The sequence below is a fragment of the Modestobacter sp. KNN46-3 genome (genome assembly GCF_011039295.1).
The window spans coordinates 23803-50330 of record NZ_JAAKGN010000016.1 but is presented as its reverse complement, the minus strand read 5'-3'; the positions used below and the strand labels follow the sequence as shown (position 1 = coordinate 50330).

At 73.1% G+C, this 26528-nt stretch carries 22 protein-coding genes and 1 pseudogene; 10 read left to right on the top strand and 13 right to left on the bottom strand.

The features are described from left to right. Positions 1 to 364, bottom strand: a pseudogene (locus G5C62_RS06335) (tRNA (N6-isopentenyl adenosine(37)-C2)-methylthiotransferase MiaB); the annotation flags it as partial. A gap of 202 nt (positions 365 to 566) precedes the next feature. Between G5C62_RS06335 and G5C62_RS06330 the strand changes: the two are divergent. From G5C62_RS06330 to G5C62_RS06310, 5 genes are all read left to right on the top strand, one after another. After that, complete coding sequence (locus tag G5C62_RS06330) at positions 567 to 1286, top strand: amino acid ABC transporter ATP-binding protein (protein WP_197058363.1); 720 nt, start codon at positions 567 to 569, stop codon at positions 1284 to 1286. 29 nt (positions 1287 to 1315) lie between these two features. Next, the gene (locus G5C62_RS06325) at positions 1316 to 2206 is read left to right on the top strand and encodes a glutamate ABC transporter substrate-binding protein (protein WP_164700342.1); all 891 of its coding nucleotides are present in this window, start codon (positions 1316 to 1318) and stop codon (positions 2204 to 2206) included. Between the two features lie 84 nt (positions 2207 to 2290). Beyond that, positions 2291 to 2938, top strand: coding sequence for an amino acid ABC transporter permease (locus G5C62_RS06320; RefSeq protein ID WP_036334129.1), 648 nt, complete (start codon positions 2291 to 2293; stop codon positions 2936 to 2938). Beyond that, positions 2935 to 3816 carry an amino acid ABC transporter permease gene (locus G5C62_RS06315; RefSeq protein WP_164700341.1) on the top strand — a complete coding sequence of 294 codons (882 nt, stop codon included), beginning with the start codon at positions 2935 to 2937 and terminating at the stop codon, positions 3814 to 3816. Before G5C62_RS06320 ends, G5C62_RS06315 begins: the two co-directional genes overlap by 4 nt. Positions 3817 to 4092: 276 nt before the next feature. Beyond that, positions 4093 to 4503: a hypothetical protein gene (locus tag G5C62_RS06310; protein ID WP_036334081.1), complete on the top strand. Its 411-nt coding sequence runs from the start codon at positions 4093 to 4095 to the stop codon at positions 4501 to 4503. Between the two features lie 171 nt (positions 4504 to 4674). Here the strand turns inward: G5C62_RS06310 and G5C62_RS27970 are convergent, their stop codons facing one another. The 3 genes from G5C62_RS27970 to G5C62_RS06295 all read right to left on the bottom strand — a co-directional run bounded on the left by G5C62_RS27970 (position 4675) and on the right by G5C62_RS06295 (position 7327). Further along, positions 4675 to 5421, bottom strand: coding sequence for a regulatory protein RecX (locus tag G5C62_RS27970; RefSeq protein ID WP_231558002.1), 747 nt, complete (start codon positions 5419 to 5421; stop codon positions 4675 to 4677). Between the two features lie 251 nt (positions 5422 to 5672). After that, on the bottom strand, positions 5673 to 6710 hold the full coding sequence (gene recA / locus G5C62_RS06300; protein WP_164700340.1) for a recombinase RecA: 1038 nt from the start codon (positions 6708 to 6710) through the stop codon (positions 5673 to 5675). 206 nt (positions 6711 to 6916) lie between these two features. Beyond that, on the bottom strand, positions 6917 to 7327 hold the full coding sequence (locus G5C62_RS06295) for a helix-turn-helix domain-containing protein (RefSeq protein ID WP_164700339.1): 411 nt from the start codon (positions 7325 to 7327) through the stop codon (positions 6917 to 6919). A gap of 81 nt (positions 7328 to 7408) precedes the next feature. Here G5C62_RS06295 and G5C62_RS06290 point away from each other — a divergent pair, with 81 nt between their 5' ends. Beyond that, complete coding sequence (locus G5C62_RS06290) at positions 7409 to 8266, top strand: NAD(P)H-binding protein (RefSeq protein WP_164700338.1); 858 nt, start codon at positions 7409 to 7411, stop codon at positions 8264 to 8266. Positions 8267 to 8310: 44 nt separating this feature from the next. Here the strand turns inward: G5C62_RS06290 and G5C62_RS06285 are convergent, their stop codons facing one another. From G5C62_RS06285 to G5C62_RS06265, 5 genes are all read right to left on the bottom strand, one after another. Then, positions 8311 to 8505: a DUF3046 domain-containing protein gene (locus G5C62_RS06285; RefSeq protein ID WP_036334075.1), complete on the bottom strand. Its 195-nt coding sequence runs from the start codon at positions 8503 to 8505 to the stop codon at positions 8311 to 8313. 178 nt (positions 8506 to 8683) lie between these two features. Then, the gene (locus tag G5C62_RS06280) at positions 8684 to 9964 is read right to left on the bottom strand and encodes an MFS transporter (protein ID WP_241175731.1); all 1281 of its coding nucleotides are present in this window, start codon (positions 9962 to 9964) and stop codon (positions 8684 to 8686) included. A gap of 80 nt (positions 9965 to 10044) precedes the next feature. Next, positions 10045 to 12603, bottom strand: coding sequence for a beta-glucosidase (locus tag G5C62_RS06275; protein ID WP_164700337.1), 2559 nt, complete (start codon positions 12601 to 12603; stop codon positions 10045 to 10047). Positions 12604 to 12714: 111 nt separating this feature from the next. Then, positions 12715 to 13860, bottom strand: a complete 1146-nt coding sequence (locus G5C62_RS06270) for an acyl-CoA dehydrogenase family protein (protein ID WP_164700336.1) — start codon at positions 13858 to 13860, stop codon at positions 12715 to 12717. 15 nt (positions 13861 to 13875) lie between these two features. Then, positions 13876 to 14100, bottom strand: coding sequence for a KTSC domain-containing protein (locus G5C62_RS06265; protein ID WP_036334067.1), 225 nt, complete (start codon positions 14098 to 14100; stop codon positions 13876 to 13878). Between the two features lie 112 nt (positions 14101 to 14212). Here G5C62_RS06265 and G5C62_RS06260 point away from each other — a divergent pair, with 112 nt between their 5' ends. After that, complete coding sequence (locus G5C62_RS06260; protein WP_164700335.1) at positions 14213 to 14977, top strand: class I SAM-dependent methyltransferase; 765 nt, start codon at positions 14213 to 14215, stop codon at positions 14975 to 14977. Between the two features lie 46 nt (positions 14978 to 15023). Continuing rightward, positions 15024 to 19631, top strand: a complete 4608-nt coding sequence (locus tag G5C62_RS06255; RefSeq protein WP_164700334.1) for an ATP-dependent helicase — start codon at positions 15024 to 15026, stop codon at positions 19629 to 19631. Between the two features lie 137 nt (positions 19632 to 19768). On the opposite strand, the gene G5C62_RS06250 is transcribed toward G5C62_RS06255, so the two are convergent. After that, positions 19769 to 20368 carry an antibiotic biosynthesis monooxygenase gene (locus tag G5C62_RS06250; RefSeq protein ID WP_241175730.1) on the bottom strand — a complete coding sequence of 200 codons (600 nt, stop codon included), beginning with the start codon at positions 20366 to 20368 and terminating at the stop codon, positions 19769 to 19771. 149 nt (positions 20369 to 20517) lie between these two features. On the opposite strand from G5C62_RS06250, the gene G5C62_RS06245 reads away from it, so the two are divergent. Both G5C62_RS06245 and G5C62_RS06240 read left to right on the top strand, forming a co-directional pair. Further along, on the top strand, positions 20518 to 21372 hold the full coding sequence (locus G5C62_RS06245) for a DNA-formamidopyrimidine glycosylase family protein (protein WP_164700333.1): 855 nt from the start codon (positions 20518 to 20520) through the stop codon (positions 21370 to 21372). 78 nt (positions 21373 to 21450) lie between these two features. Then, positions 21451 to 22302: a DNA-formamidopyrimidine glycosylase family protein gene (locus tag G5C62_RS06240; RefSeq protein ID WP_164700332.1), complete on the top strand. Its 852-nt coding sequence runs from the start codon at positions 21451 to 21453 to the stop codon at positions 22300 to 22302. Positions 22303 to 22378: 76 nt separating this feature from the next. Here G5C62_RS06240 and G5C62_RS06235 read toward each other — a convergent pair whose 3' ends face one another. The 3 genes from G5C62_RS06235 to ugpC form a co-directional block, all read right to left on the bottom strand. Further along, positions 22379 to 23218, bottom strand: a complete 840-nt coding sequence (locus G5C62_RS06235; RefSeq protein ID WP_164700331.1) for a PspA/IM30 family protein — start codon at positions 23216 to 23218, stop codon at positions 22379 to 22381. Between the two features lie 242 nt (positions 23219 to 23460). After that, positions 23461 to 25104, bottom strand: coding sequence for a glucose-6-phosphate isomerase (pgi, locus tag G5C62_RS06230; protein WP_164700330.1), 1644 nt, complete (start codon positions 25102 to 25104; stop codon positions 23461 to 23463). 171 nt (positions 25105 to 25275) lie between these two features. Continuing rightward, entirely contained in the window at positions 25276 to 26526 is a 1251-nt protein-coding gene (gene ugpC, locus G5C62_RS06225; RefSeq protein WP_164700329.1) for an ABC transporter ATP-binding protein, read from the bottom strand. Between the last annotated feature and the right edge of the window lie 2 nt (positions 26527 to 26528).

Below are 26528 nucleotides of genomic sequence, written 5' to 3'. Positions count from 1 at the left end.
TGTGCCGCGCTCGCTCCAGCAGCACCGGCAGCGAGCCGACGTTGTGGGTGCCGAAGACGACGTCGACCCAGGGCGCGCGCTTGACGATCTCGCCGCGGTCCTTCTGCGCCAGGCAGCCGCCGACGGCGATCTGCATGCCGGGGCGGGCGTCCTTGACCGGGCGCAGGTGCCCGAGGTTGCCGTAGAGCCGGTTGTCGGCGTTCTCCCGGACGGCGCAGGTGTTGAGGACGACGACGTCTGCGTCGGTGCCGTCGGGGGCTGCCGTGTACCCGGCCGACTCGAGCAGGCCGGAGAGGCGCTCGGAGTCGTGCACGTTCATCTGACAGCCGTAGGTGCGCACGAGGTAGGTCTTGCCGTTCACCACCGGGATCGTACGGGGACGGGCGCCGTACCCGGTGCACGGCGACGACTCCGGTTGGTGACCGGCCGGACCCCGACCGGGTGAACTGCGGGCTCCTCCGGAGCTTCGTTACAGCTTCGTGATGCCTTCGCGACGTTCCTGGGGTGCGAGCCACCTAGGGTCACCCGCTGTGACCGAACGCCCGACCGGAGACCCTCTCGTCCGCATGTCCGGCGTCGACAAGTGGTTCGGCGAACTGCACGTCCTGCAGGACATCGACCTGACGGTCGACCGCGGCGAGGTGGTCGTCGTCATCGGACCGTCGGGTTCGGGCAAGTCGACGCTGTGCCGCACGATCAACCGCCTCGAGTCGATCGAGAACGGTGAGATCACCATCGACGGCGAGCGCCTGCCCGAGGAGGGCAAGGAGCTGGCCCGGCTGCGCGCCGACGTCGGCATGGTGTTCCAGAGCTTCAACCTCTTCGCCCACAAGACGGTGCTGGAGAACGTGACGCTGGGGCCGATCAAGGTCCGCAAGCAGTCCAAGGCCGACGCCGAGAAGCGTGCCCGTGAGCTGCTCGACCGGGTCGGCGTCGGGGCCCAGGCCGACAAGGTGCCCGCTCAGCTCTCCGGCGGCCAGCAGCAGCGCGTGGCGATCGCCCGGGCGCTGGCGATGGACCCGAAGGTCATGCTCTTCGACGAGCCGACCTCGGCCCTGGACCCGGAGATGATCAACGAGGTCCTCGAGGTGATGGTCGGGCTCGCCCAGGACGGGATGACCATGATCGTGGTCACCCACGAGATGGGCTTCGCCCGCCGGGCGGCCAACCGCGTCGTGTTCATGGACGGCGGCCGCATCGTCGAGTCCGCCACCCCGGAGGAGTTCTTCACCAACCCGAGCTCCGACCGGGCCAAGGACTTCCTCTCCAAGATCTTGAACCACTGACCACCCGCACATCCACGAGAGGACCCTCCATGCGCATCACCCGCTACGCCGCCGCCATCGCGGCCACCGGCGTCGTCCTGGCCGGCTGTTCCAGCGACGCCGGCGAGACCACCGAGGACGCCGCCGGTGGCGGCGCCGAGGTCGCCGACGACGTCTCCTTCGACGAGGGCACGACGATGGCCGAGCTCGCGGAGTCCGGGACGATCACCGTCGGCACGAAGTTCGACCAGCCCGGGTTCGGCCTGGCCGGGCCCGACGGCGTCCCCGAGGGCTTCGACGTCGAGATCGCCGAGCTGATCGCCGCCGAGCTGGGCATCGCCACCGACGACATCGAGTGGGTGGAGACGGTCTCGGCCAACCGCGAGTCGTTCATCCAGAACGAGGACGTCGACATGGTCGTGGCCACCTACACGATCAACGACTCGCGCAAGGAGCTCATCGACTTCGCCGGCCCGTACTACGAGGCCGGCCAGGACATCATGGTCGCCGCCGGCAACCCGCTCGGGATCGAGGGCCCGGACGACCTCGCCGGACAGAACGTCTGCTCGGTCGAGGGCTCGACGCCCGCGGAGGAGATCCGCACCAACTACCCCGAGGCGACGCTGACGCTGTTCGACGTGTACTCCAAGTGCGCCGACGCGCTGCGCAACGGTCAGGTCGACGCGGTCACCACTGACAACGTCATCCTCACCGGCCTGGTCGCCGGCGCGCCCGACGAGTTCGAGCTGGTGGGCAACCCGTTCACCGAGGAGCCCTACGGCATCGGCATCACCAAGGGCGACGACGAGTTCCGCAGCTTCATCAACGACACCCTCGAGGCGTCCTTCGAGGACGGCTCGTGGGCCGAGGCCTGGGACCGCACCGCCGGCGCCATCACCGGCACGGACGCTCCCGAGCCGCCCTCGGTCGACCGTTACTGACCCTGTTGACCCCGGCGAGGCGCCGGCGGCGGGTCCACCCCGCTCGCCGGCGCCTCGCCGCCGCTCGCCCTGAGAGGAGGCGTGGTGCAGTTCCTGATCGACAACTTCGACCTGTTCTGGGACGCCTTCCTCACGACGCTGAGCCTGTCCTTGCTCGCCTGCCTGGTGGCCCTGGTCCTCGGCACGGTGCTGGCCGCGATGCGGGTCAGCCCGATCGCCCCGCTGCGCGGACTGGCCACGTTCTACGTGGAGACCTTCCGGAACACCCCGCTCACGGTGGTCTTCTTCTTCATGATCTTCGGGCTGCCGCAGATCGACTTCGTGATCGACTTCTTCACGGGTGCGGTGCTCTCGGTCGGCCTCTACACCGCTGCCTTCGTCTGCGAGGCGCTGCGCTCGGGGATCAACTCCGTCTCCCCCGGCCAGGCCGAGGCGGCCCGCGCCCTGGGCCTGACCTTCGGTCAGTCACTGCGCGAGGTGGTCCTCCCCCAGGCGTTCCGCACCGTCGTCCCGCCGTTGGGCAACGTGCTGATCGCGATGGTGAAGAACACCTCGATCGCGGCCGGCTTCTCGGTGAGCGAACTGAGCTCCCTGCTCCCACGGCTGGTCAACGCCAGCGCCGGTGACCTGACTGCCATCCTCGTCGGGGTCGTGGTGGGCTACATGCTGATCACGCTGCCGTCGGCGCTGGCCGTGCACCGCATCGAACGACGGGTGGCGATCCTCCGATGACCACACCAGTGCTCTTCGACGTCCAGGGGCCCCGTGCCCGCGCCCGCGCACGGGTCGGCAGCGCGATCGGTGCAGTGCTCGTCCTCGCGATCATCGGCTTCGTGCTGCTCCGGCTGGGTGGGAACGGCCAGCTGGAGCCCGAGCGCTGGGCGATCCTGTTCGACCCCGCCAGCGGGGTCCCGCAAGCGCTGGGCCGCGCCCTGGTGCGCACCCTGCAGGTCGCGGCGGTCGCCATGGTCCTCGCCACGCTGCTGGGGCTGCTGCTGGCGGTGGGGCGGTTGTCCGACCACCGCTTCATCCGCGTCCCGGTGTCCGCGGTCATCGAGTTCTTCCGTGCGATCCCGCTGCTGGTCGTGATCTTCGCGCTGTACTTCGTCCTCCCGAAGTACGGCGTGCGGCTGAGCACGTTCACCGCACTGACCGGCGGCCTCGTCCTCTACAACATGGCCGTGCTGGCCGAGATCTTCCGCGCCGGCATCCTGTCCATCGACAGAGGCCAGCGCGAGGCCGGGTTCGGCCTCGGGCTGCGCAAGTCGCAGGTCATGACACTGATCCTGTTGCCGCAGGCGACCCGGCGGATGCTCCCCGTGCTGGTCGCCCAGCTCGTGGTGCTGCTGAAGGACACGTCGCTGGGCTTCATCATCAGCTACCTGGAGCTGCTCCGGCAGGCGCGCGGGCTCGTGGAGTACTTCAACTCCCTCTTCGGCGACCGGTACACCTTCCAGCTCTACGTGGCGGCCGGGCTGATCTACATCCTGATCAACGTGCTGCTCTCCATGCTGGCCCGGTACACCGAGCGCCGTACCAACCGCGCCGGCCGCAAGGCGGTGACCGCTGCGCCTGCCGACCAGATGGGCGACGGAGGCGGCGCGGCCTGAGCTAGGCGGCTCGACGAGGGACCGCGCAGCCCGCTGGTCCGCACTCGGCCCCGGCGTCCACCCTGGACGCCGGGGCCGAGTGCTGAGGACACCCGCAGCAGCCGGCCCGCGTGCGCCTGGGACCTCGGCCCTGTGGGGCGAGTGGGAACCCGCCCGCTCCAGGTCGTCACATCCGCCCCAGCACCCCCGGCTGCCGGGGCGACTGCCGGAGTCCGGGGCGCAACTTGGCACTTTCAGCCGGTGACGGTGCCGTTGCTCCCTGCCGAGAGTGGAGGTGTGACCTCGACTGCCGCCGCTCCGCGCCACATGCACCTGGAACTCGACGAGGACGACGACCTGGCCACCACCACCCAGATCTTCGTGAGCAAGCTGCGTGCCAGCGCCCGCCGGTTCGCCGCCGCCTCCGGAGCGGACTCGGCGATCGTCCGAGAGGCCGTGCCCCCGGCCCGGCACCGTCGCTCGCGCTGCCGGGTGGTGCTGCTGTACGCCGGTGGCCAGGAGTCCGACGTGACCTTCCTGGGGCCGTCCAGCTCGGTGGCGGGCAAGGAGGTCACCATGTCCCAGTTCGACACCGCGATCGAGCTGTGGCTGCGGGCCGGGCAGGAGCGCAGCCGGCGTTGGCTGATGCCGGACGAGGAGGCCGCCGACGGCGTGGCCATCGACATCTCCGCCTGGTTGAACCGCTGAGCGGCCGCCCGGGCCGCTGATCGTCGTCCCGCCTGCCCGCGGGTCGCCGACCGGTCCACCCTGCCCCGGCGGGACCAAGGGTCGGATAACGCAGATCAGCCGATGCGAGACTTCTCGCATCGGCTGATCGGCGTTCTCCGAGAGCGGGCGGGTGAGCACCTCGCCCAGTGCTCAGGGCAGGTCGTCGACCGACACAGAGCCCGGTGACGGCCGCAACCGGCCGATCGGCCGGGCGAGCCCCTCCCCCACCTCACCGCCCATGTCCGCCTCGCCACCGGCGGCGCGAGCGCGGGCAGCAGCACGGGCCGCCGAGCGCTCGCGTGACCACGGCACCGGTGCGACGAGCTCCGGGTCCGGATCACTGGACGCCTCGATGAGCGGGGACTGGTCTCCCGGCCCAGCAGGCCCAGCAGCCGCTGTACTGGCCGAGCCGTCGGCGAACTCGTCGTCGTCGCGGCCGTCGAGGGCCTCGCGCACCACGTAGCCGGCCAGCCCGCCGCCGTAGCCCTTGCGGGCCAGCATGCCGATCAGGCGCCGCTCCGCGGTGACCCGGTCGAGCCGGCGCATCGAGGGGAGCTTCCGCTCGACCAGCCGCCGGGCGGAGTCCCACTCGTCCTGCGGGTCGACCTCCGCGACGGCAGCCGCAGCCACCTCCCCGTCGACCCCCTTGGCCCGCAGCTCTGCGCTGAGCGCCCGCCGGGCCAGCCCACGACCGGACTGCCGGGTGGAGACCCAGGCGGCTGCGAAGGCGGCGTCATCGATGAGCCCGACCTCGGTGAACCGGTCGAGCACCGCGGCCGCGGCCTCGTCCGGCACGTCCTTCTTGGCCAGCAGATCGGCCAGTTGCTTACGGGTCTTGGGCGTGCCGGTCAGCGCCCGCAGGCAGATCCCCCGGGCGACCGCCTCGGGGTCCTCCATCTCGGCCGGGTCACCGGACTCGTCCGGGTCGGCAACGCGGCGACTCCACTGGGGCCCCGAGCTGCGACCGCTGCGCTCCCGACGCCCGCCCGACCCGGTCGGATCGGACGAGTCGGGACCGCGGCGGGCACTGCTGGCCCCGGGGCGACGCCGCCCGGACCGGCGACCACTGTCACCGGCCGGCACGACGTCGTCCCCGGAGCCCTCGCTGCCCGACCCGCCGTCGAACGGTGCGTCCGACACCGGCGGGGTCAGAAGTCAGCCGGTGCGGCCGCCGGGGCCTCGGCCGCCGCCACGACCCCGATGCCGAGCTTTTCCTTGATCTTCCGCTCGATCTCGTCGGCGAGGTCGGGGTTGTCCCGCAGGAAGCTGCGGGCGTTCTCCTTGCCCTGGCCGAGTTGGTCGCCCTCGTAGGTGTACCAAGCGCCGGACTTGCGGACGAAGCCCTGCTCCACACCCATGTCGATGAGCCCACCCTCGCGGCTGAAGCCCTGACCCCAGATGAGGTCGAGCTCGGCCTGCTTGAACGGAGCGGCCACCTTGTTCTTGACGACCTTGACCCGCACCCGGCTGCCGACCGCGTCGGTGCCCTGCTTCAGGGTCTCGATCCGGCGGATGTCGAGCCGCACCGAGGCGTAGAACTTCAGCGCACGACCACCGGTGGTGACCTCCGGGGAGCCGTAGACCACGCCGACCTTCTCGCGCAGCTGGTTGATGAAGATGCAGGTCGTGCCGGAGTTGCTGAGCGCACCGGTGATCTTGCGCAGCGCCTGGCTCATCAGCCGGGCCTGCAGACCGACGTGGCTGTCACCCATCTCGCCCTCGATCTCGGCGCGGGGCACCAGGGCCGCCACCGAGTCGACGACGATGAGGTCGAGCGCACCGGAACGGATCAGCATGTCGGCGATCTCCAGCGCCTGCTCACCGGTGTCGGGCTGGCTGATCAGCAGTGCGTCCGTGTCGACCCCGATCGCCCGGGCGTAGTCCGGGTCGAGGGCGTGCTCGGCGTCGATGAAGGCGACGATGCCGCCGGCCGCCTGGGCGTTGGCCACCGCGTGCAGGGCGACCGTCGTCTTGCCGGAGGCCTCGGGGCCGTACACCTCGACGACGCGGCCACGGGGCAGGCCGCCGACGCCGAGGGCGATGTCGAGGGCGACGGAGCCGGTCGGGATGACCTTCATGGCGACCTCGGGCGAGTCGCCCAGGCGCATGACGGAGCCCTTGCCGAACTGCTTGTCGATCTGGGCGAGGGCCATGTCGAGGGCCTTGTCGCGGTCGAGCGTTGCCATGGTGGCCACCTTCGGATGTCGCTGTAGCGGGTCGTCGCCGACGCTAGGGCGGGGGTCTGACACTTTCCGCGGACCGGGTGCATCTGTGGACGGACACCGGACCTGTGGACGCCACCGTAGGCCGAACACTTGTTCGAATCCAGTGACACGCCGGGATCGGTGCGTCGTGCCGTCCAGCACCCTCGGCGTCCACCGGGACAGCGCGGTCAGCGCGGCGGACGGACCTCGTCGGCGAGGGCCCGGGCCGCGTGCACGGCCGGCATCCGGCCCTCGACGAAGGAGATGAGCGCCAGCAGGTGGGGCACGAGGGCGGCGCCGTCCTCGGTCAGCCGGTACTCCACGTGCGGGGGGATCGCCGACCGCACCTCGCGGTGCACCCAGCCGTCCCGCTCGAGGGTCTGCAGGCTCTGCGCCAGCATCCGCTCGCTCACGCCCTCGATCCGCCGGCGCAGCTCGCCGAACCGGTGCGAGGACTCGGCCAGGGCCGAGAGCGCCAGCAGCGACCACTTGCCGGTCACGTGCTCCAGCGCCTCGCGGGAGGTGCAGGCGCGCCGGAAGACGTCGGCCACCAGCTCCTCGACCGTCTGCTCTCCCGCACCCCCAGCCGCCTCGCGCACGCCGCCAGGGTACCGTCCGACGAGCGGGTACTAACTGTTCGTAAGTGCCCACCGTGCAGGAAGCACTCGGAGGAGTCCCCCTTGATCACCGTCACCGGAGCCAGCGGCCACCTCGGCCGGCTCGTCGTCACCGGACTGCTCGACGCCGGCGTGCCCGCCGGCGAGGTCGTCGCCGTCGTCCGCACCCCGGGGAAGGCCAGCGACCTGGCCGCCCGTGGCGTGCAGGTCCGCCAGGCCGAGTACGGCGACCCGGCGAGCCTGCAGACCGCCCTGGAGGGCACCGACCGGCTGCTGCTGGTCTCCGGCAGCGAGGTCGGCCAGCGGGTGACCCAGCACGGCAACGTGCTGGACGCGGCCCGGGCCGCAGGCGTGGGACTGGTCGTCTACACCAGCGCGCCCAAGGTCGACGACACCCCGCTCCCGCTGGCCCCCGAGCACGCCGCCACCGAGCGGCTGATCGCCGAGGCCGGGCTCCCGGCCGTCGTGCTGCGCAACAACTGGTACCTGGAGAACTACGACCAGCCGATCACGACGGCTGCTGCGACCGGCGAGGTCGTCGGCAGCTCGGGGGCGGGCCGGATCGCGGCGGCGACGCGCGCCGACTTCGCGGCCGGCGCGGTCGCCGTCCTGACCGCGGCGGAGCCGGAGCCGGGCATCGTGGAGCTGGGCGGGGACCAGCCGTTCACGCTCGCCGACCTGGCCGCTGCCGTCGCCGCCGAGACGGGCCGGGAGGTCACCTACCGCGACCTGTCGGCCGAGGAGCACGTGCAGTTCCTGCTCGGGCAGGGCCTGCCGCAGGAGACCGCCGAGTTCGTCGTCGGCCTCGACCAGTCGATCGCCCAGGGCGCCCTGGAGACCGGGAGCACCGCGCTGTCGGCGCTCATCGGCCGGCCGACCACCCCGCTCGCCGAGCACGTCCGTTCGGTCCTCGCGGGCTGAGTCCGGATCCCGCCGGAGGCTCAGCATCCCTCCGGCGGGACGGCTCAGCGTTCCTTCGGCGGGACGTCGTACTCCTTGCAGATCTCCAGCCAGACCGTGCGCACCGGCACGCCCGCCTCGATCGCCTCAGCGGCGGTGCGCCCGCCCAGGGGACCGAAGACGTGGTCGCTGGCGACGCTCTGCGCACGGATCGCACCGAACTGGCGCTCCATCCGGGACCGGAACTCCTGCAGCCGCACGCCACGACGGTACCCACCCGCCGGGAGCCCGCGCGCCGGGCACCACCGGCCCCGGGCAGCGGGCTCTACCCTCGTCGCATGGTCCCCAGCACCGGCTCCCCCACCTGGGACCTGATCCTGCAGATCGCCCTCGTCGGCGCCTTGATCGCGCTCCTGGTCCTGCTGGCCCGCGACTACCTCAACCGGCGCTGAGCCGGGGGCGGGCCCGCACCCAGACCACGAGCAGCGGGCCGATGAGCGCTGCGGACACCGCCGCCACCAGGCCGAAACCGCCGAGCGCCAGCAACGGTCCGCCCACCGCGCCGGCCACGGCTGCCCCCAGCCCCATGAGCAGGTCGGTCGCGCCCTGCGCCGACGGGCGGACCTCGGCGGACACGGCCTCGGTGACCAGGGTCGACCCGGCCACCAGCCCGCAGGACCAGCCCAGCCCGAGCAGGAACAGCCCGACGCCGAGCTGGAGGGCGGCCCCCGGGGGCGCCGTGCCCGCGACCACGGCGGCCAGCAGGAGCAGGACCCCACCCAGCGCGACCGTCGCCGCCCGCCCGGCCCGGTCGGCGAGCCAGCCGACCACCGGGGAGAACAGGTACATCCCGGCCACGTGCACGCTGATGACCAGGCCGATCACCCGCAACGTCGTCCCGTCGGCCCCCGAGTGGCCGGCGCCCATGTGCACCGGGGTCATCACCATCAGCCCGACCATCACCGCGTGCGAGACGACGACGGCGGTCAGCCCCAGCCGTCCACCGGGGGTGGCCCACACCGCGCGCAGCGCCGCCGCCGAGCCCGATCGCAGCGGCGCCGGCCCGGCCGGGCGGTTGGCCGCGGTGAGCTGCCGGGCCAGCAGCAGGGGGTCCGGGCGGAGCAGCAGGAGCACCCCGAGGACGACCACCGCGAACACCGCGATGGACAGCACGAACGCCCCGCCCAGCGCAGGCAGCCCGAGGGCGCGCCCCAGGTCGTCGGCCGGGCCGGCCAGGTTGGGCCCGAGCACCGAGCCGATCGTGGTCGCCCAGACCACCAGGGACAACGAGCGGCCACGGTGTTCGGGAGCGGCCAGGTCGGCCGCGGCGTACCGGGCCTGCAGGCCGCTGGTGGTGGCGGCGCCGAACAGGAAGAGGCCGACGAGCAGGAGCAGCAGGGACGACACCGCCGCGGCCGCGACGACGACCAGGGAACCCGCGCCCGCGAACCCGTAGCCGACGGACAGGCCGACGCGCCGGCCGTACCGGTCGCTGACCTGGGCCAGCGGGACGGCGATCAGGGCAGCGCCCAGGACGCTCGCCGTCTGCCCCAGCCCGGCGGCGGCGTCGCTCCCGGCGACGTCCCGGGCGAGCAGCCCGCCGACCGTGATCCCGATCGTCACGCCGAGACCGCCGAGGGCCACCCCCGCCGAGAGCACCCCCAGCGTGCGGCGCTGGTCGACGGCCTGGTCGGGGAGGGACAGCGACGGTCGGGTCACCGGGTGAGTGTGCCCGACCGTCGCCGCTGACCGGCCGGTCGACGGCCCGCCGGTGTGGAGTCACCGGCGGGCCGATCGGCTCAGCGGACGCGCACCGAGTCCGTCAGCCGCACGTCGTCCGAGGCTGCGCCGACGAGCACCGGACGGACGCCGCAGGCGCGCTCCCACCGGTCGTCCTCGGCGTCCCACACCGAGAGCTGGCGCTCGTCGACCTCGATCGTCACCCGCTGCCGCTCGTCCGGCTCCAGCGTCACCCGGTCGAAGCCGGCCAGCTGGAGCGTCGGCGTGCCGGCCGCGGTGCCGGCGCCCAGGTAGACCTGCGGCACCTCGGTGCCGGTCCGCGACCCGGTGTTGGTGAGCACGAAGGACACCTCCACGCCGTCCTTGCCGGTACGGGTGCGCAGCCGGGAGTAGTCGAACGACGTGTACGACAGCCCGTGCCCGAAGGCGAACAACGGGTCGGTGTCGGTGGCCGCGTACCAGCGGTACCCGACGTCCGTGCCCTCGGTGTAGGTCTGCTGGTCGGGCACCCCGTCACCGTCGAGGTCGACGCCCGGGTAGTTCGCCGGGTCACTGACCGGCGTCCGGGCCGGGTCGGCCGGGTACGTCTGCGGGAGCTTGCCGGCCGGGCCGACCACACCGGTGAGCAGGTCGACGGTGGCCTCGGCGCCCTCCTGGCCCGGGTACCACATCTGCAGCACGGCCGAGACGTCGTCCAGCCACGGCATGAGCACCGGGTCGCCGGTGTTCAGCACGACCACCGTGCGCGGGTTCGCCGCCGCCACGGCGGCGATGACCTCGTCCTGGAACCCGGGCAGCGCCAGCGACGCCCGGTCCTCCCCCTCGGTGCCCTCGTTGTAGCCGAAGACCACCGCGGTGTGCGCCGCCTCGGCTGCGGAGACGGCCTCGTCGATCCGCTGCTGACGCAGCTGCGGGGTCGTCCAGTGCAGGCGGAGCTGCACCGGCGCCTCGACCGTGCCGGTGCCGCTCACCGTGAAGGCGACCTGCTCGCCGGCCGCCAGCTCGACGGTCCAGCTGTCGTTGATGAAGCCGTCGGCGGTGGGGATGAGGCTGCCGCCCAGCGCACCGAACCGGTTCTGGGTGGAGGCCACCTGCTCCTCGCCCAGGGTCACCTCGGCGCCGGGCCCGGTGGTCTGCAGGTGGAACGTGTACGTGCCGGCCTCGGGGGCGGTGACGGTGACGTCCTCGCTGAACTCCCCGGTGGGGGCGGCCTCGCCGGTGAGCTCCAGGGGGCTGCCGCTGCCCAGCACGGCGCCGGGCACCAACTCGCCCTCGAGGTCCTCGCCGGTCGCCCAGGTGACGTCGGCGCCGCCGGCCTCGAGCACCTCGACGGTGCTGTCGACCGCGCCGGCGTCGGGGTTGACCCGGGCGCTGCCACCGCCGCCGATCAACGGGGTGGCCGCCGTGGGTCCGACCACCGCGAGACTGCCCAGCGCCTCGTCGGACAGCGGGAGCGCACTCTGCTCGTTGCGCAGCAGGACGGCGCCCTCCGTCGCCACCTGCCGGGCCACCGCGGCGTTCTCCTCGACCGCACGCTCGGGGTCCTCCCCCACGCCGTCGAGCAGTCCGACCTCGGCCATCGCGGTCAGCACGCCGCTGACCGCCCGGTCCAGCGCGGCCGCGACCGGCTCGGACAGGTCGCGCTCGGTCACCTGCCCGTCGCCGTCGACGTCCTGGGCCAGCTCGGGGAACGCCATCGGCCGGGGCATCTCGACGTCCAGCCCGGCCACCAGGGCCTCGGGACCGTGGATGGCGAACCAGTCGGTCATGACGAAGCCGTCGAAGCCCCACTGCTCGCGCAGCACCTCGGTGAGGAGCTCGGAGTTCTGGCACACCTGGACGGACTCGACCTGGTTGTAGGCGCACATGACCGCGCCGATCCCGGCGTCGACGACCGCCTCGAAGCCGGCCAGCTCCGTCTCGTGCAGGGTCTTCTCGTCGACCAGGACGTCCAGGCCGGCGCGGCCGAGTTCCTGGTTGTTCGCCGCGAAGTGCTTGGCCGTGGCGATGACCCCGTGGTCCTGGATCCCGGAGACCTGCGGGGCCGCGAGGGAGGCGGTGAGGAGCGGGTCCTCGCTCAGCGTCTCGAAGTTCCGGCCGGCGTAGGGGGTGCGGACCAGGTTCATCATCGGGCCGAGCAGCACCTCCATGCCCAGCGCATCGGCCTCCTGGCCGAGCACCCCGCCGTACGCGGCGGCCAGCTCCGGGGAGAACGTCGCCCCGAGGGCCACCGGGGCCGGCAGCGCGGTCGCCGGCTCGGCGGCCCGGACCCCCGAGGGGCCGTCGGCCATGTCGAGGGTCGGGATGCCCAGTCGCGGGACCCCGCCCAGGGCGCCGGCGGCACCGTTGCTGCCGGTGGTCCCCCCGAGCAGCCCGAACTTCTCCGGGACGGTCAGCTGGGCCACCAGAGCGGCCACCTGCTGCGCGATCCGGTCATGGTCGCCACGGTCGTGGCCGTGGCCGTGGCCGTTGCCGTTGCGGTGGCCGTTGCCGTTGCCGTCTGCGTGCCGGTCGGTGCCCGGCGAGGCGAGCGCCGGGGTGGCCCCGCCGGTGACGACCGCCGCCGCGGCGACGAGGGCGACGCCGGCACGCAGGCGTCGAGTGCGGTGCGGTCTCATGAGCGACTCCTGTGTCGCGCCCGGGGTGACCCCGATGTCCCCCGAGACGGGCTGAACCTAAGGACCGGCTGAGCGGCCACACAACCAGGGTTCCGGTGGGTGGCAACGTCGTCAGAGACCCATCGAACGCCCCACGATCTCCTTCATGATCTCGTTGGTCCCGCCGTAGATGGACTGCACCCGGGCGTCCCGCCAGGCCTTGGAGACCCGGTACTCGCTCATGTAGCCGTAGCCGCCGTGCAGCTGCAGGCACCGGTCGGCGACCTTGTTCTGCAGCTCCGTCGTCCACCACTTGGCCATCGCGGCATCGGTCGCGGTGAGGTCGCCGCTGTCGAGCTGGCGCACGCACTCGTCGACGAAGGTCCGCGCGATCGTCACCTCCGTCTGCAGCTCGGCGAGGACGAACCGGGAGTTCTGGAAGGAACCGACCGGCCGGCCGAACGCCGTCCGGGTGGTGACGTACTCGACGGTCAGCGAGAGCACGGTCTCGGCGGCGGCCACCGCGGAGACCGCGATGTGCAGCCGCTCCTGCGGCAGGTTCTGCATCAGGTGGGCGAAGCCGCGCCCCTCGGTGCCGAGCAGGTTGGCGGCGGGCACCCGGACGTCGTCGAAGAAGAGCTCGGCGGTGTCCTGCGCCTTCAGCCCGACCTTGTCCAGGTTGCGGCCGCGGGAGAAGCCGGCCATGTCGCGCTCGACGACGAGCAGGCTGAGGCCGCGGGAGCCGGGCGCCTCGGGGTCGGTGCGCGCCACGACGATGACCAGGTCGGCGTTGATGCCGTTGGTGATGAACGTCTTCGAGCCGTTGAGCAGCCAGTGCTCGCCGTCCCGGCGGGCGGTGGTGCCGATGCCCTGCAGGTCGCTGCCGGCGGCCGGCTCGGTCATCGCGATCGCGGTGATCAGCTCACCGGTGCAGAAGCCGGGCAGCCAGCGCTGCTTCTGCTCCTCGGTGGCCAGGTCCTGCAGGTAGGGGCCGACGACGTCGTTGTGCAGCCCGAAGCCCACCCCGCTGGCGCCGATCCGGACGAGCTCCTCGCTCAGCACGCAGGACCAGCGGAAGTCGCGCACCCCACCGCCGCCGTACCGCTCGTCCACCCCGATGCCCAGCAGACCCTGCGCGCCGGCCGCCGTCCACAGCTCCCGCGGCACGATGCCGGCGCGTTCCCAGTCGTCGTGGAAGGGCGCGACCTCCTTCTCGCAGAAGGCCCGGACGCTGCTCCGGAAGTCCTCGTGGTCGGCCTCGTACAGGCTGTGACGCATGCCACGCAGTGTGGCTCAGCCCCAGCGACGGCCGACAGCCCGGTAGTCGAAGTCCGGCTTGATCTCGGCGTTGAGGAAGCGGCCCTTGCTCTCCGCGCGGAGCAGCGACAGCACGCGCTCCGGCGGCACCTCGAGGAAGTGGTAGACGCGTCCGTCGTTGAACACGATCTCGAGGACCTGCTGCTCCTCGTCGTAGCCGACGGTCGCGATGCTGGAGGACTGCACCGCTGCTCGCAGCATGGCTGCCTCCCCTGGGGGACGACGGCTGGAAATGACACCAGTGTGATCCGCCCGGGGCCACATGTCGACGAATCCGCTTGTCGACCCGGCGACGGGTCGACAGGCTGCCGCCGTGCGCACGTTCGAGGAGCTCGTCGCCGAGGGCGCAGCCGTGCCGACCGAGGGATGGGACTTCTCCTGGTTCGTCGGCCGGGCGACCGAGGAGCGGCCTCCCTGGGGCTGGCGCGGGCTGCTGGCCGACCGGCTCGGGAGCGCCCTCGGGTCGCTGGACCTGCAGACCGGCGGCGGCGAGGTGTACGCCGAGGCACTGGCCCGGGCCGTGCGGCAGCCCGGGCGGGTGGCCGCCACCGAGTCCTGGCCGCCGAACCTCGCCCTCGCCCGGCGGCGCCTGGCGGAGTGGGGCGGCGAGGTGGCGGAGGTGGCGGACGACGGCCCCCTCCCCTTCCCCGACGCCACCTTCGACCTGGTGAGCAGCCGGCACCCCACCGTCCAGCGCTGGGACGAGATCGCCCGCGTCCTCTCGCCCGGCGGCAGCCACCTCTGCCAGGGCATCGGGTCGGGCACCCACCGGGTGCTGGCCGAAGCGCTGCTGGGGCCCCTGCCCGGCGCCGACGAGCCCACCGGCGCCCTGGCCGCCGAGGCCGCCCGGACGGCCGGCCTGCAGGTGGTCGACCTCCGGGCCTGGCGCTGCCGGGTGGAGTTCCACGACGTCGGCGCGGTCGTGCACTTCCTGCGCAAGGTGGTCTGGACGGTGCCGGACTTCTCGGTGGAGCGGTACCGCCCGCAGCTCGCCGAGGTGCACCGCCGGATCGAGCGGGAGGGCGCCTTCGTGTCGTGGTCGCAGCGCTACCTGATCGAGGCCCGCCGTCCGAGCTGAACCGCCGGCCCCGGCGGACTGTCGTACCCGCGTGGACACTGGTCGCGTGTCCGCTCTCGAGCGTTTCTCTGCGCCCACCCAGGCGTGGTTCACCGGCGCGTTCGAGCAGCCCACCGCAGCCCAGGAGGGCGCCTGGACGGCGATCAGCAGCGGCGAGCACGCCCTCGTCGTCGCCCCCACCGGGTCGGGCAAGACGCTGGCGGCATTCCTCTGGTCGCTCGACCGGCTGGCCGCCACGCCCCCGCCGGAGGACCCGCTGGCCCGCTGCCGGGTCCTCTACGTCTCCCCGCTCAAGGCGCTGGCCGTCGACGTCGAGCGCAACCTGCGCGCACCGCTGACCGGGATCGGCCAGGCCGCCGCCCGGCTGGGTCAGGAACGACCGGAGATCAGCGTCGGCATCCGCTCCGGTGACACCCCGGCCGACGAGCGGCGGCTGTTCGCCAAGCGCCCGCCGGACATCCTGATCACCACTCCCGAGTCGCTGTTCCTGCTGCTCACCAGCCAGGCCCGAGAGTCGCTGCGCGGGGTGGAGACGGTGATCCTCGACGAGGTGCACGCCGTCTGCGGCAGCAAGCGCGGCGCGCACCTGGCGGTCTCCCTCGACCGGCTCGACGAGCTGCTGGACCGGCCGGCCCAGCGGATCGGGTTGTCGGCGACGGTGCGCCCGATCGAGGAGGTGTCGACCTTCCTCGCCGGCGGTCGCCCGGTCCAGGTGGTCGCCCCGCCGTCGACCAAGCAGTGGGACCTGTCGGTCGTCGTCCCGGTCGAGGACATGAGCCAGCTGGGGCAGCCCACCGGGGAGCTGGAGGGCTCCGCCGCCGGCAACCAGCCGCGGACGTCGATCTGGCCGGCGGTCGAGGAGCGGGTGCTCGACCTGATCGAGACCCACCGCAGCACCATCGTGTTCGCCAACTCCCGCCGCCTGGCCGAGCGGCTGACCAGCCGGCTGAACGAGCTGGCCTACGAGCGCGCCACCGGTGAGCCGATGCCGCACGGCGCCAACCCGGCCGAGCTGATGGCCCAGGCCGGCTCCGGCGGTGGGCTGCCGGCGGACGTGAAGCCGGTCGCCTCCGCGCACCACGGCTCGGTCTCCCGGGAACAGCGCGCGGTCGTCGAGGAGGCGCTCAAGTCCGGGCAGCTGCCGGCCGTGGTCGCCACCTCCTCCCTGGAGCTCGGCATCGACATGGGCGCGGTCGACCTGGTGGTCCAGGTCGAGTCGCCGCCGAACGTGGCGGCCGGGCTGCAGCGGGTGGGCCGGGCCGGCCACCAGGTGGGCGCGGTCAGCGAGGGCGTCATCTTCCCGAAGTTCCGCGGCGACCTGGTGCAGAGCGCCGTCGTCGCCGAGCGGATGCGGGCCGGCGCCATCGAGTCGACCCGCTACCTGCGCAACCCGCTCGACGTGCTGGCCCAGCAGATCGTCGCGATGGTCTCCGAGCGGCCGCGCACCGTCGACGAGGTCGCCGCCGTGCTGCGCCGCTCGGCCGCCTTCGCCTCGCTGCCCGACTCCGCCCTGCACGCGGTGCTGGACATGCTGGCCGGCCGCTACCCCTCCGACGCCTTCGCCGAGCTGCGGCCCCGGCTGACCTGGGACCGGGTCACCGACACCCTCACCGCCCGCGCCGGCGCCCAGCGGCTGGCGGTCACCAGCGGCGGCACGATCCCCGACCGCGGGCTGTTCGGCGTCTTCCTCGTCTCCGGTGCGGGGGCGAACGGTGGTCGCCGGGTCGGTGAGCTGGACGAGGAGATGGTCTACGAGTCCCGCGTGGGCGACGTCTTCCTGCTCGGGTCCTCCTCGTGGCGGATCGAGGAGATCACCCACGACCGGGTCCTGGTCAGCCCGGCGCCCGGCCAGCCCGGCAAGATGCCGTTCTGGCACGGCGACACCCTGGGCCGCCCGCTGGAGCTGGGCCGGGCGCTGGGCGCCTTCCTGCGCGAGGTCGGCTCGGCCACGCCGGAGGCCGGCATGGACCGGGCCCGCGCCGCCGGCCTGGACGCCTGGGGCGCGAGCAACCTGTTCGCCTACCTGGCCGAGCAGAAGGCGGCCACCGGCCACCTGCCCGACGACCGCACGCTGCTGGTCGAGCGGTTCCGCGACGAGCTCGGCGACTGGCGGCTGGTCGTCCACTCCCCCTTCGGCGCCCAGGTCAACGCCCCCTGGGCGCTGGTGCTCGCCGCCCGGCTGCGTGAGCGGTACGGCGTCGACGTGGCGTCGATGCACTCCGACGACGGCATCGTGCTGCGGCTCCCGGACACCACCGGCGAGGCGCCGGAGGCCGACCTCGCGCTGCTGGACCCGGACGACGTCGAGCGGGAGGTCACCGCCGAGGTCGGCAACTCCGCGCTGTTCGCCAGCCGGTTCCGCGAGTGCGCCGCCCGGGCGCTGCTGCTCCCCCGTCGCGACCCGCGGCGGCGCACCCCGCTGTGGCAACAGCGGCAGCGAGCGGCCCAGCTGCTCTCGGTGGCCAGCGAGTTCTCCTCGTTCCCGATCACCTTGGAGGCGGTCCGGGAGGTGCTGCAGGACGTCTACGACGTGCCCGGGCTGGTCGAGCTGATGAGCGACGTGCGCGCCCGCCGGGTGCGGCTGGTCGACGTGCAGACCCAGACGGCCTCGCCGTTCGCCCAGTCGCTGCTGTTCGGTTACGTCGGCCAGTTCATCTACGAGGGCGACGCCCCGCTGGCCGAGCGCCGCGCCCAGGCGCTCGCCCTGGACACCGGGCTGCTCGCCGAGCTGCTGGGCCGCTCCGAGCTGCGCGAACTGCTCGACGGCGACGCCATGGCCGAGGTCGAGGCGGAGCTGCAGCGGCTGCCCGAGCAGCGGCACCCGCGCGACGTCGACGGCGCCAGCGACCTCCTCCGCGGGGTCGGTGACCTGACCGTGGCCGAGGCGGGGGCCCGCGGCGTGCCGGCCGACTGGCTCTCGGAGCTCGTCGCCGCCCGGCGGGCGCTCGTGGTGCGGATCGCCGGGGAGGAGCGGTACGTCGCCATCGAGGACGCCGGCCGGCTCCGTGACGCCCTGGGCACCGCGCTGCCGGTCGGGGTGCCCGAGGTGTTCACCGAGCCGGTGGCCGACCCGCTCGGTGACCTGATCGGCCGCTACGCCCGCACCCACGGCCCCTTCGCCCCGCCGGAGGTCGCCACCCGGCTGGGCCTCGGCGTCGCCGTCGTCACCGCCACCGTGCAGCGGCTGGTCGGCACCGGCCGGCTGGTCACCGGTGAGTTCCGGCCCGGCGGCATCGGCCAGGAGTGGTGCGACGCCGAGGTGCTGCGCTCGATCCGGCGCCGGTCGCTGGCCAAGCTGCGGCAGGAGGTCGAGCCCGTCCCGATCGACACGCTGGCCCGGTTCACGCCGTCCTGGCAGTCGGTGGGCGGCCGGATGCGCGGGGTCGACGGCGTCCTGGCGGTGGTCGAGCAGCTGGCCGGCGCGCTGGTGCCCGCCTCGGCGCTGGAGTCGCTGGTGCTGCCCTCCCGGGTGCAGGACTACTCGCCCGCGATGCTCGACGAGCTGACCAGCGCCGGTGAGGTGCTGTGGGCCGGCGCTGGCGGGCTCTCCGGTGGTGACGGCTGGGTGACCCTGGTGCCGGCCGACCTGGCCCCGCTGCTGCTGCCCGAGCCGCCCGGGGGTGCGACGACCGAGGGCGGCATCGGGCAACTCCTGCTCGACGAGCTCGCCGGCGGGCAGGCGCTGTTCTTCCGAGCGCTGTCCGACCGGGTGGGCGCCACCGACGACACCGCGCTGGCCGAGGAGGTCTGGGACCTGGTCTGGGCCGGGGCCCTGACCAACGACACCCTCGCACCGCTCCGCACCCGGTTGTCCGGCGGCGGGACGCACAAGAAGCAGGCGGCCGCTCCCCGCGCCCGGCTGGACCGCAGCCGGTACGGCCGCACCCGGCTCGGCCGCCCGGCGATGCCCAGCCGCACCGGTCCGCCGTCGATGGCCGGGCGCTGGTCGCGGTTGCCCGAGCTGGAGGGCAACGCCACCAAGCGCACCACCGCGCGGGCGGAGGCACTGCTGGAGCGGCACGGCGTGCTGACCCGCGGCGCGGTGCAGGCCGAGCAGGTGACCGGCGGTTTCTCTGCGGTCTACCCGGTGCTGCGGGCGTTCGAGGAGAACGGCCGGGCCCGCCGGGGCTACTTCGTCGAGACCCTCGGCGCGGCCCAGTTCGGCACCCCGGGCTCGGTCGACCGGCTGCGGAGCTTCGCCAGCCCCGACCGCACACCCGCCGGCCCGGTCGTGCTCGCCGCCACCGACCCGGCCAACGTCTACGGCGCCGCACTCCCCTGGCCGGAGCGCGCGGTCGCCTCCGCCGACGGCCCGGTCGACGGCCCCGCCGTCGACCTCGGTGAGGGCACCGGCAGCCGGAGGACCGGGCACCGGGCCGGGCGGAAGGCGGGTGCCCTGGTGGTGCTGGTCAACGGCGAGCTGGTGCTCTACGTCGAGCGCGGTGGGAAGACGCTGCTGTCCTGGACCGAGGAGGAGACCGTGCTCAAGGAGGCCGCCACCGCGCTGTCCGGCGCGGTCGCCTCCGGGGCGCTGGGCCGGATGATCGTGCAGAAGGCCGACGGCGCGTCGGTGCACGAGTCCGGCCCGCTCACCACGGCGCTGCAGGCAGCCGGCTTCGCGGCCACCCCGCGCGGCCTGCGCCTGCGCAACTGAACCCCGCGAACCCGCCGTCGTGCGGTGCTCTTGGCCGTGGGGCGCGCGGCTGAGCGCACCGCGGGAGCGCGGAGAGCGCCGCTCAGCGCTCCCGCGGGTGCGCGCAGGGGGTCAGCGGCGGCGGGTGCGCGCAGGGGTCAGCGGCGGCGGGAGCCCTGCAGCCAGGGGCCGAGCCAGCGGCTGAGCCGCGGCATGGACAGCCGCAGCGCCGTCACCACGTAGGCCGCGGACAGCAGCAGCCGCGCCGGCCAGGGCCAGTCGCCGACGAAGGGCACGACGAGGAGCTGGAACGTCGAGGTGAACAGCAGCACGACGGCGACGGTGAGCAGCCAGCTGCGCCACGCCGGCCCCGGCCGGGCCGGCACCGCGAAGAAGGTCTGCAGGCCGACGGCCCGGGCCACCCGCTCGTCCTCCACCAGCTGGTGCACCCGGTCGAGCGCCTCGCGCCGTTCCGGCGAGCGCTCCCAGGCGGCGAGGGACTCGTCGTCCCGGAAGCGGTAGACCAGGTGGTACTCGTCGCTGCCCGGTCCGGGGCGCAGCAGGGAGGAACCCAGGTGACCGGGGAAGCCCGCGGCCACCTCCTGTACCTCGGCCGCCCAGCGCTCGAAGGCGTTCTGCTGGTCCGGGCGCACGACCCGGGCGACGGTGACGGTGACCGGCTCCGGCGTCGGCTGCCGGGCCACGATGGTGCCGGTCAGGCGGTCCGGCAGGCTGCGCAGGCGGGTCGACACGGTCACAGAGTTCCTCAGCGCTGAAGGAGTCCAGGCTCTTCCCGGCTGTCGCCCCACTCACACGAGGCCACCCGACCGAGGGAGCCGGACCGTCGGCCGGGACGGGCTCACCGCCACCGAGCGGCCGGCCAGCCCGCGCGGGGACCATGGTCGGCGTGCCCGAGGGAGACACCGTCTGGCTGGCCGCGCAGCGGATGAACACGGCGCTGGCCGGCGCCACGCTCCGCCGCGGCGAGCTCCGGGTGCCGCAGCTGGCAGCGGTCGACCTTGCCGGTGCCACCGTCACCGAGGTCGTCCCCCGCGGCAAGCACATGCTCACCCGGCTGGCCGACGGCCGGACGCCGCGCACGCACTACCGGATGGACGGCAGCTGGCACATCTACCGGCGGGGCACCCGGTGGCGGGGCGGCCCCGGGCACAGCATCCGCGCGGTGCTCGCCACCGACGAGTGGGAGTGCGTCGGCTACCGGCTGCACGACATGCGGGTCGTGCCCACCAGCCAGGAGGCCGAGCTGGTCGGGCACCTCGGGCCCGACGTGCTGGACCCGGACTGGGACGTCGAGGAGGCCCTGCGCCGGCTCCGCTCGCAGCCGGACGAGCAGATCGGCGTGGCGATCCTGGACCAGCGCAACCTCGCCGGGATCGGCAACCTCTACAAGGTCGAGTCGCTCTTCCTGACCGGTGTGCACCCCTGGGCGCGGGTCGCCGACGTCCCCGACCTGCGCGCGCTGGTCGAACGGGCCCGCACGCTGATGCTGGCCAACCGGCACCACCCCGAGCAGAGCACCACCGGCGGGACCCGCCGCGGGCAGGACCACTGGGTCGCCGGTCGCACGGGCCGCCCCTGCCGGCGCTGCCGGACGCCGATCCTGCTCGGCGACCAGGGCCCCGACCTGCAGGAGCGCGTCACCTGGTGGTGCCCGCACTGCCAGGCCACGCCCGCACCGGTGGATCCGCGGGCGCGCACCGGGGAGCCCGGCACCGAGGCGCGCCGCGCCAGGTACCAGTGACGACGGAGCCGCCAGCAGCGCCCGACGCGACGGCTGCCAGGTCCGGCAGGAGCGCGTGCGGGCGGGGATCATGGCGGGATGCCCGAGGGAGACACAGTCTGGCTGGCCGCCCAGCGGATGAACACCGCACTGGCCGGCGCCACGCTCACGAAGGGCGAGTTGCGCGTGCCCCAGCTGGCCACCGTCGACCTCACCGGCGCCACCGTCACCGAGGTCGTCCCCCGCGGCAAGCACATGCTCACCCGCTTCGCCGACGGACGGACGCTGCGCACGCACTACCGGATGGACGGCAGCTGGCACATCTACCGGAAGGGCACCCCGTGGAAGGGCGGGCCCGCGCACAGCATCCGGGCGATCCTGGCCACCGACGCGTGGGACTGCGTCGGCTACCGGCTGCACGACCTGCGGATCGTGCCGACCAGCGGTGAGGGCGAGCTGGTCGGCCATCTGGGACCCGACGTGCTCGGCCCCGACTGGGACCTCGACGAGGCGCTGCGCCGGCTCCGCGCCCACCCGGACGAGCAGATCGGCGTCGCGATCCTGGACCAGCGCAACCTCGCCGGCATCGGCAACCTCTACAAGGTCGAGACGCTGTTCATGACCCGCACCCATCCGTGGACGCGGGTCGCCGACGTCCCCGACCTGCCCGGGCTGGTCGAACGCGCCCGCACGTTGATGCTGGCCAATCGCGACCACCCCGAGCAGAGCACCACCGGCTCCACCCGGCGCGGGGAGGACCACTGGGTGTTCGGCCGCCGGGGCCGGCCGTGCCGCCGCTGCCGCACCACGATCCTGCTGGGCGACCAGGGGCCGGACACCCAGGAGCGGGTCACCTACTGGTGCCCGGCGTGCCAGGCCGCACGCAGCCCGATCGACCCGCTGGCTCGCACGGGAGAGCCCGGCCACCCGGCGTCGATGGTCGCCACCTGACCGAAGGAGCCCCGCCGTCCAACAGGACGACGGGGCTCCGGGGGGCTCGCCTCTGACGTGCGAGGCGGCAGTGCTCCTACTGCTCGGGCCGCTCCGCCGGCTGGGCAACCGGGGTCTCGGCGCCGAGCTCGGTCACCTGCGGGGTGCCCTGCTCGATCGCGCCGGCGGCCTGGGTGCCGCTGATGGCTTGGGTGCCACCGCCCATCGACGCGCGGAGCTCGGCCAGCCGGGAGGCGCCGGCGACGTCGATGGTCGCCTTCTCGACCTCGAGCATCCGGCCCTCGACCGAGTTCTGCGCGAGCTCGGCCTGGCCGAGCGCGTTGGCGTAGCGGGCCTCGATCTTGTCGCGGACCTCACCGAGGTTGGGGGTGTTGCCCGGTGCGGACAGCTCGTTGACCGACTTGAGCGAGGCGGAGACCTGCTCCTGCATCTTGGCCTGCTCCAGCTGCGACATCAGCTTGGTGCGCTCGGCCAGCGTCGACTGCAGCCGCATCCGGCTCTGCTCGACCGCGCCCTTGGCCTGCTCGGCGGCCTGCAAGGCCTCGTCGTGGCTGCGCTTGAGGTCCTCGACCGCCTGCTCGCCGCTGACCAGCTGGGTGGCGAAGGCCTGCGCGGCCTGCTCGTACTCGGCAGCCTTCGCGGCGTCCCCGGCGGCCCGGGTCTGGTCGGCGAGGGTCAGCGCCTGCCGGGCCGAGGCCTGCAGCTTCTCGATGTCACCGAGCTGCCGGCTGAGCCGCATCTCCAGCTGACGCTGGTTGCCCAGCACCGCGGCGGCCTGGTTGGCCAGCGCCTGGTGCCGCTGCTGCTCCGCCTCGATCGCCTGCTGGATCTGGATCTTGGGATCGGCGCGCTGGTCGATCTGGTTGTTGGCCGAGGCCGTCAGGTACTTCCACAGCTTCACGAACGGGTTCGGCATGGCTCCTCCTGGTCCGGTGCTCCAGCCCCGCCGGACGGCGGGCGGTGCGACACGGATGACGCTGTCCCGATCATCGTCCCAGGCGGCGCCCCCGGCCAGCCACCGCACACGTCCCGGTGACCCGTTCGCGCCGTCTCCGCCCGCGTCCTCCTGCACCGACGACTGTCCCCCCGCACCAACGCTGGTGCGGGGGACAGCCTTCGATCAGGTCACCTGATCCACGCTGGGGACGGCGGGGGGCGTCAGGCCGGGCGGCCGCGGAGCCGCCGGTAGTGCGCGACGAGAGCGGCGGTGGAGGCGTCCGCGTCGATCTCGGGGCTGCCCATGTCCGGCGCGGTCTCGCTGGTCAGCGCCGGGGCCAGCTGCCGGGCCATCACCTTGCCGAGCTCGACCCCCCACTGGTCGAAGGAGTCGATCTGCCAGATCGCGCCCTGGGTGAAGACGGTGTGCTCGTAGAAGGCGATCAGCTGCCCGAGCGTGGCCGGGGTCAGCTTCGGCGCCAGGATCGTGGTCGAGGGCCGGTTGCCCGGCATCACCTTGTGCGGGACGACGTCGGCCGGCGTGCCGTCGGCGGCGACCTCCTCCGCGGTCTTGCCGAACGCGAGCGCGGCGCTCTGCGCGAACATGTTGGCCATCAGCAGGTCGTGCATCTCGCCGATGTCGTGGTTGGGCTCCCCGAACCCGATGAAGTCGGCCGGGACGAGCGAGGTGCCCTGGTGCAGCAGCTGGTGGAAGGCGTGCTGGCCGTTGGTGCCCGGCTCACCCCAGTAGACCTCGCCGGTCGCCGTCGTCACCGGCTGCCCGTCGGCCTGCACGGACTTGCCGTTGCTCTCCATCGTCAGCTGCTGCAGGTAGGCCGGCAGCCGGGACAGGTACTGGCTGTAGGGCAGGACGGCGTGGCTCTGGGCACCGAAGAAGTCGGTGTACCAGACGTTCAGCAGCCCCTGGACCAACGGCATGTTCTCCGCGAGGGGCGCGGTCCGGAAGTGCTCGTCGACGGCGTGGAAGCCGGCGAGCATCTCGTCGTAGGCGTCCGGCCCGATCGCGACCATGAGCGAGAGCCCGATCGCGGAGGTGAAGGAGTAGCGGCCGCCCACCCAGTCCCAGAACTCGAACATGTTGGCGGTGTCGATGCCGAACTCGGCCACCGCGTCGGTGTTGGTGGAGACCGCCACGAAGTGCTCGGCCACCGCCGACTCGTCGGCACCCGAGGCCAGCAGCCAGTCTCGGGCGACGGTGGCGTTGGTCAGCGTCTCCAGCGTGGTGAACGTCTTGGAGCAGACCACGAACAGCGTCGTCGCCGGGTCCAGGTCCACGGTCTTCTCGTAGAAGTCGGTGGGGTCGATGTTGGAGACGAACCGGGCGGTGAGGTCGCGGTCGCTGTAGTCGGCCAGGGCGGTGTACGCCATCGCCGGGCCGAGGTCGGAGCCGCCGATGCCGATGTTGACCACGGCCCGGATGCGCTCGCCGGTGTGCCCCGTCCACTCCCCCGACCGCACGCGGTCGGCGAAGGCCCGCATCTTGGCCAGCACCGCGTGCACGTCGGCGCTGACGTCCTGGCCGTCGACGGTGAGCGGCACCGATTCCGGTGCGCGCAGTGCAACGTGCAGGACGGCGCGGTCCTCGGTGGTGTTGATGTGCCCGCCGCGGAACATCGCCGCGATCCGCTCCGGCACGCCGGCCCGCTCGGCCAGCGCGACCAGCAGCTGCAGCGTCTCGTCGGTGACCCGGTGCTTGGCGAGGTCGACGTGCAGGTCGCCGGCGGTACCGGTCAGCCGGGCCGCGCGCTCGGGGTCCTCGGCGAACAGCTCGCGCAGCGTCCGGGCGCCGACCGCGCGGTGGTGCTCGGCAAGGGCTGCCCACTCGTCGGTCGTGGTGATGTCCATGCTGCTCTGCCTCCAGTGTCCGGCCAGGGTCTCTGCGGGGAAAGGTGCGCAGCGACATCGCAGCACAAACCCCGGGCATGATCATGCCTGCGCCGAACCGCTGCCCGGCGCAGGCCCTCTGCACCGGGCAGCGTGGGTGGCAGCCACCCGTGGCCGACCCCCGGGACGCCGTCAGGCGGCGCTGATCCCCTCGCCCTCCGCCGACTGGACCTGCTCGATCCGGTCCTCGGCCGCCATCCGGGTCAGCTCGGCACCGGCATCGGCGTCCCGGGTCAGGTTGTCCCCCGTCGTCGGGTCGAAGACGTGCACCTTGCGGCTGTCCAGCCAGAACTCCGCGTCCCGGCCCTCCCGGATCCGGCTGGTCGCGTCGATGGACACGATCGCCTGGGTGCGCAGCTCCTCGGAGTCCAGCTCCTTGGACAGTTCGCGCAGCTGGGTGCGGATCTCGTCGGGCGCCTCGTAGGGGATGTAGGCGAACTGGGAGTCACCGAGCCACTCGGTGACGTCCACGCGAGCGGTGAAGACCGAACCGCGCGGTCGCTTCGCCTCGTCGACCAGGGACGCGTCCTCGAAGTACTCCGGCCGGATGCCGACCAGCAGCAGGTCGCGGCCGGCGACCGCGGCCGCCCGGCGCTCGTCGAGCTCGATGTCCCCGAACGGCGTGGTCAGCTTGGACCCTTCGAGCTGGGCGGGGAGGAAGTTCATCGGCGGCGAGCCGATGAAGCCGGCGACGAAGAGGTTGACCGGCTGCTCGTACAGCTCCCGCGGCGAGGCGACCTGCTGGATCTCGCCCTTGCGCAGGACGCAGACCCGGTCACCGAGGGTCATCGCCTCCGTCTGGTCGTGGGTGACGTAGACGGTGGTGATCCCCAGCCGGCGCTGCAGCCGGGAGATCTCGGTGCGCATCTGGCCGCGGAGCTTGGCGTCCAGGTTCGACAGCGGCTCGTCGAAGAGGAACGCCTCGGCCTGCCGCACGATCGCCCGCCCCATCGCCACCCGCTGGCGCTGACCACCGGAGAGGTTGGCCGGCTTGCGCTCCAGGTGCTCGTGCAGCTCCAGGACGTCGGCGGCCTCGTTCACCCGCCGCTGCACCTCCGCGTCGTCCACCTTGGCCAGCCGCAGCGGGAAGGCGATGTTTTCGTACACGGTCAGGTGCGGGTACAGCGCGTAGTTCTGGAAGACCATCGACAGGTTGCGTTCCCGCGGCGCCTTGTCGTTGACCCGCGTGCCGCCGATCACCATGTCGCCGCTGGTGATGTCCTCCAACCCGACGATCATCCGCAGCAGCGTCGACTTCCCGCAGCCGGACGGGCCGACGAGGATCATGAACTCCCCCTCGTCGATGTCCAGGCTGATGTCGTTCACCGCCGGGAAGCCGTCGGCGTACTTCTTGACGATGTTCTTCATCTCGATCGAGGCCATCA